This window comes from Lentilactobacillus sp. (assembly GCF_040773105.1).
Taxonomy (GTDB): domain Bacteria; phylum Bacillota; class Bacilli; order Lactobacillales; family Lactobacillaceae; genus Lentilactobacillus; species Lentilactobacillus parabuchneri.
Genome location: NZ_JAXGWW010000140.1, coordinates 1 through 5286, shown reverse-complemented (window position 1 = coordinate 5286; position 5286 = coordinate 1). Strand labels below are relative to the sequence as shown.

The window sequence follows — 5286 nt, the reverse complement described above, 5'->3', positions numbered from 1 at the left end:
TTTTTAGCACTATTACTTAAGAGATTTTAGACAGCTTCTGAGGCGTGTCTTTTGCCCACATTAATTCGGCAACGTTGTGAGTCCAAATCAAGTTCGCAAAGTGCATTGCCATGAACCGTTTTTTGTTAGGTGCAAAGTCAATCAATTGACTGGGAATCAACGTTGACGAGTTGGTTAATAAGAGCGTCTGATCTGTAATATATGGCGCAAGGCTCTTATAGGTCGACTCTTTAATATCAAGCCTTTCCGGAACCGCCTCAATAATGACGTCGGCATCCGTTGCGGCTGCTTTCATATCAGTTGTGAGTGAAAGATTGGCATTGGCTGCTTGAACCTGCTCATCAGTCGCCCCAATATCTTGCTTGTACTGCTGTGGATAGCTATCAATCTTTTGTTGTGCCTGCTGGACGGCTTCATCTGAAATATCGTAGATAACGGTTGTGATCCCCGAGAATGCGGATTGGTAAGCGATCTGACTTCCGAGAACGCCCCCGCCTAAAATAACAACTTTCTTGACTATCATAATATCCTTCCTTTCTAAATCCACGCTAACAGTATGCTGAATCGAAAGCGATTACAAGAAAGAAGAAAAGAAATTAATTTTGCACCATTACCGAAAAATTCCGTACCATTTCTGGATCAGTGATCGCCAAATTACCCAAACAAAAAAACGCCCACGACGAGTTCCTTTCGTCATGAACGTTTAGTAATTGGGCTAGCTGGGTTCGAACCAGCGCATCACGGGATCAAAACCCGTTGCCTTACCACTTGGCTATAGCCCAATAAAAATGGAGGGGAGTGGATTCGAACCACCGAACCCGAAGGAGCGGATTTACAGTCCGCCGCGTTTAGCCAGACTTCGCTACCCCTCCGAAACTGAGTTTGCTATCAAACCAACGAATATAATAATACAAAATTTTCCGGGTTCCGTCAAGCGCATTATTTAAAAAAGTTGAATCATTTGCAGCTGATTTTGCCATTCACTCATAAAATCATTGGTTTGCCACTCATTATGGCGGCGGTTATGGTACCCCACCGCCGCGTTGTAATAGGTTGTTAATCCGATTTTAACCGGTCCAATGCGCCGATGAATATGACCGAAAATCACCGTATCGACTTGATATTGTTCGATCACTTTTTGAAATTGTAAGCTACCCATCATCGCATTGGCCATGTTCCAAAATCGAAAATCGGATGTATACCGAATGAAATGCTGATTAGGGACAAAGTGCGTCATTAGGATGACCTTTTTTCGGCTGTTTTTTGCGTTCTGAAGCTGTGTTTTGAGTTGTTGGATAACGATCTCCTCACGCTTCAAATCACTCATAGGCTGCGAAATAAGGCCATCAATCCAGTACGCCATTTTCCAGCGATGAAATTCAGATTCTGTTTTATCCTCATTTGTCGCAAACGTGTAGTCGTACCACCCATTCAAGCCAATAATCCGATAATTAGTCTCCGGAATGTCGACAAACTGATCATTCAAATATCCAGGCCATTTTCCATGTTCAAGCTGGTCGTAAGACACGCCGCGAATCATGTCGTGATTGCCGGCAATAAAATACACCTTGGTTGTTGGCAATTGATCGGAGAGCTGCTTGACGTATGCGGCAGATTTGGTGAAGTCATTAAATAAGTCTCCGGCGATTAAGTAATCATCCACGGATTGGTCGGTTAAAAATGCCGCCTGCGCTTGAATCGTTGGTGTTAAATCGACTTTATTAATATCAAAATGATTATCGCTGGAAACTGCAATTTTAACCATAACAATTGTCTCCCCAAAATAAAAATGTGCCATCCAAGTTAGGATAACACATTTATTCAATCTGAATTCTAATTGACACCTTCCATTAAACGCTTAATTGGTTTAACAAGGAAGATTAGAATAATTCCGGCAACGATTGCGACCAATCCGACGATCAGAAAGTAGTTGATTTCGTTTTCCGGCGTATAGAACTTAACAATTTGTGAGTTGACGGCCTGACCCGCTGAATCGGCCAAGAACCACATACTCATCATTTGTGACTCAAAAGCCTTCGGTGCCAGCTTCGTGGTGACGGAAAGTCCAATTGGTGAAATCAGCAATTCCGCGATTTCAACAATTGCCCAGCTTCCGAGTAACCAGAATGGACTGACTTTTGCCGATGAGCCAAAGAGCATGACCGGTAGAACCATGAATAGGTATGATAGACCGGCAATCATCAATCCAAGTGAAAATTTAGATGGTGAACTTGGCTGCTTTTTACCCAACTTGATCCACATCCAGGCAAAGAATGGTGTGTAAAGCATGATAAACAGTGGGTTCAAAGACTGGTACCAGCCTGCAGGAATGTTAAAAATACCGAAGAAATTGTTGTTTGTCTGGTTTTCGGCGAACAAGGCCAAAACAACGGACCCCTGCTCTTCAATTGCCCAGAAAATGGCTGCGGCAATGAATAATGGGATGTATGCGATGACTCGCGAACGTTCGGTATCAGACAATTTTTTGCTGGAAATAATGATGATGAAGTAAATAATCGGTGTTGCCACTGCGATGATACTCAACAGGGTGATGAATGAACTTAATGATAATGACCCCATTACCTGTAAGAGTAACAGGACGAGTGCAAATACCACCACGCCCAGGCCAACTCGAATTGACAGTTTTTTAGCATCGTTCGGTTCCAATGGATCGCTTGGGTAAAGACTTGCGCTTGGCAAGTGCTTCTTGCCACCACGAACATATTGCAATAATCCAAAGAACATTCCGATTGCTGCGAGCGAGAAGCCAAGGTGGAAGTTGACGTTAAACCCAAGCCAGCTAACCAGCAAAGGTGCAACGAATGAGCCCAAGTTAATTCCGAAAACAAAGATTGTAAATCCTGAATCACGACGATTATCGTACTCGGTGTATAAACCACCAACCATTTCAGAAATGTTTGGCTTTAACAGCCCCGTCCCAACCGTAATCAGGACAATTGACGTGAATAACGCCGGGGCACCCATTGGCAACGAAAGTGCAATATGTCCAAGCATGATGAGAACACCGCCATAAAACACGGTTCGGCGACTCCCAAGTATCCGGTCACTGACAAACCCACCAATCACTGATGTTAAATAAACAAGTGACCCATAGATTGCCATGATAGAAGCGGCTAGTGATTGATCAAAGCCTAGTCCACCTTTCGTTACACTGAAATACATGTAGTAAAGAAGAATAGCACGCATTCCGTAGTAACTGAACCGCTCCCACATTTCGGTGAAGAACAGCGTTGACAGTCCCCGAGGTTGGCCGAAAAACGAGGCGTCTGCCCGTCGTTCCTGGTCTGTTTGATCTTGTTGTTGCATGTGATACCCTCCAAAAAATAAATCTAATCTTATTAACAAAACAAGTTAATCAGATTAGATTATCAATTTTAATTACTCCTGATAGAGATTCCAAGAATAAATCATATGAACCATTATATGCCAAAGTGAATGTTAATTCAACTTCGATAGCGGTTGAAAAGGTTATCAACAGTGGGAATAACAAGAGTTACCAATAAAGCCGAGCGCAAAAATCTTTCACTTTCAAACGGTGAAATGTCATAATTATGTATTCAAAAAAATGAGCACTCAAAGTCATTTAGACCATTTTTAACTTTCATGATCATTTCATAGTCAAAATGATTTGTCATGAACGGATAATCGACCATATAGAAAAACGCCTGCCCTGGTTTACGCAGACGTTAATTTTAACATTCTATATTGAATAATCTTTAAGTTCTAAGCAATTTCAGCCGGAGCAAACTGCTTCGTAATCAACTTCACCAATCTCTCCCCGTTACCCCAAGCGTAAATTTCATCTGGAATCGTTGTGACTGGCGTTTGATCCGCTATTAATTTCAATTCATCCTCATGATACGTTGCGTCGGGAGCAAGCAAAACAAGGTCAACTTCTTCAACTAGATGTTTGGGTGCGTTCAAAATATTAGTGGCTTCAAAATCAAAATGGGCATCATAAAGTTCGATAAATGGCTTTGCTGCACGAACTAACAAGCCACTAGAAATTTCATCTTCACAGATAAGCAATACTTTTTTCATTATCGTCAGTCCCTTTATTAAATTAATTTACCAATACAGCATAACAGATTAATAGGTATACCACAAGGATGTTTTTTTAATTTTATCAGTTGAACTTCCCTTTTAACACGGATTCATTAAATGATGCAAGTATATACCAATTATGATTAATATGACTATACCAATTAGACGCTGCTTTATCCATTTTCATAGGTTTTCAAATCGTTTGTTGTATCATTGTCCAAGTTGAAATTTCGCGTTGTTTCATGATAGATACACCGGTTAAAAGATACGTTAATTAGGATTCTATATTGGCGTTGTTTCCATGAAATACATTTCCTAGCGTAATGGATGGTGTCTGAAAACATAAAAAATAGGACCGCTGTTAAATCAATCTTTAACAGTAATCCTATTTTTAAATGGTACTATAATGCCGACTGCAGGCACAAGTGCCCCTTACAAACGTTGATATAAAGGCATTTATAATTTTAATTGGCCGTTATTTGACCGTTATTAGCTATTTTGTCCTCAAAAATGATAGTTCGATAACCAAAAACTAATATATGCATAATATTATCAAAAGCACAAAATAATATTAATTAATATATACCAATATATGTATTCCCCCCCATAATCATTCAAGGGGGATTTATCTCACATAAATTTCTCGATCAAATAAATAATCAACGGTACAAAAATACCCGCTGCTACCAAAGAAATCAATGCATAGTTTATGTGAGTTAAATTATCAATTCGATGTTCATTTTCGATGGACTTGGCCAAAGCCTTATCTGCTTTTTCATCCAAATCAGCTTGATCATTTAACTGCTGTTTAATAGAAGAAATATCTTCTTTAATTCCAATTAACATCTCAGTCATGTTAATTTCGTCAGGAACTGCCGTCATTATTTACCACCAGCCTTTACCGCAAAGATAAACTTAACCTTGTCCTTATTAGCTGTATAGTACCCAGTTGGTGTAGAGAGCCGATAAATTTTACCATATTTAATTGGTGTAGCGTAAAATCGGCTTCCTTTAATCAGACGTGTATGACGTTTAGATTTGAATTGGACGTCGTTAAATTGGTGAATCACACTTTGTGTTGCTTCGTATAGGCCTGGAGTTTGGTAATATTCCGGTTTAACAGATTTTATAACTATCCCGCTTCCAGATAATGAACCATCAAAATCTAAACTGGCATCCACATTTAGCCCTTCATAGTTATCGGTATATTGCCAGGCATTC

General features: G+C 40.0%; 5 protein-coding genes, 2 tRNA genes and 1 pseudogene. All 8 read right to left on the bottom strand.

Going from position 1 to position 5286, the window contains the following annotated elements:
• Positions 1-16 precede the first annotated feature (16 nt).
• Positions 17-523, bottom strand: coding sequence for a 3-hydroxyacyl-CoA dehydrogenase NAD-binding domain-containing protein (locus tag AB3112_RS07835; RefSeq protein WP_084998529.1), 507 nt, complete (start codon positions 521-523; stop codon positions 17-19).
• 187 nt (positions 524-710) lie between these two features.
• A tRNA-Gln gene (locus AB3112_RS07830) sits at positions 711-782 on the bottom strand.
• Between the two features lie 7 nt (positions 783-789).
• Positions 790-872 (bottom strand) — tRNA-Tyr (locus AB3112_RS07825).
• A gap of 71 nt (positions 873-943) precedes the next feature.
• A complete protein-coding gene (locus AB3112_RS07820; protein WP_084974989.1) occupies positions 944-1765 on the bottom strand; it encodes a metallophosphoesterase in 822 nt (273 codons plus the stop codon).
• Positions 1766-1833: 68 nt separating this feature from the next.
• Positions 1834-3327 carry a peptide MFS transporter gene (locus AB3112_RS07815; protein WP_084974986.1) on the bottom strand — a complete coding sequence of 498 codons (1494 nt, stop codon included), beginning with the start codon at positions 3325-3327 and terminating at the stop codon, positions 1834-1836.
• A 417-nt stretch (positions 3328-3744) separates the two neighbouring features.
• The gene (locus tag AB3112_RS07810; RefSeq protein ID WP_057910331.1) at positions 3745-4062 is read right to left on the bottom strand and encodes a hypothetical protein; all 318 of its coding nucleotides are present in this window, start codon (positions 4060-4062) and stop codon (positions 3745-3747) included.
• Positions 4063-4695: 633 nt separating this feature from the next.
• Positions 4696-4947, bottom strand: coding sequence for a hemolysin XhlA family protein (locus AB3112_RS07805; RefSeq protein WP_367334238.1), 252 nt, complete (start codon positions 4945-4947; stop codon positions 4696-4698).
• Positions 4947-5286 (bottom strand): annotated as a pseudogene (locus tag AB3112_RS07800) (autolysin); the annotation flags it as partial. The gene AB3112_RS07805 and the pseudogene AB3112_RS07800, both read right to left, overlap by 1 nt.

Excerpts from the sequence above, each read along its gene's own strand:
- AB3112_RS07820 (WP_084974989.1), bottom strand. The coding sequence starts at position 1,765 with ATGGTTAAAATTGCAGTTTCCAGCGATAATCATTTTGATATTAATAAA.
- AB3112_RS07810 (WP_057910331.1), bottom strand. The coding sequence starts at position 4,062 with ATGAAAAAAGTATTGCTTATCTGTGAAGATGAAATTTCTAGTGGCTTG.
- AB3112_RS07835 (WP_084998529.1), bottom strand. The coding sequence starts at position 523 with ATGATAGTCAAGAAAGTTGTTATTTTAGGCGGGGGCGTTCTCGGAAGT.
- AB3112_RS07805 (WP_367334238.1), bottom strand. The coding sequence starts at position 4,947 with ATGACGGCAGTTCCTGACGAAATTAACATGACTGAGATGTTAATTGGA.
- AB3112_RS07815 (WP_084974986.1), bottom strand. The coding sequence starts at position 3,327 with ATGCAACAACAAGATCAAACAGACCAGGAACGACGGGCAGACGCCTCG.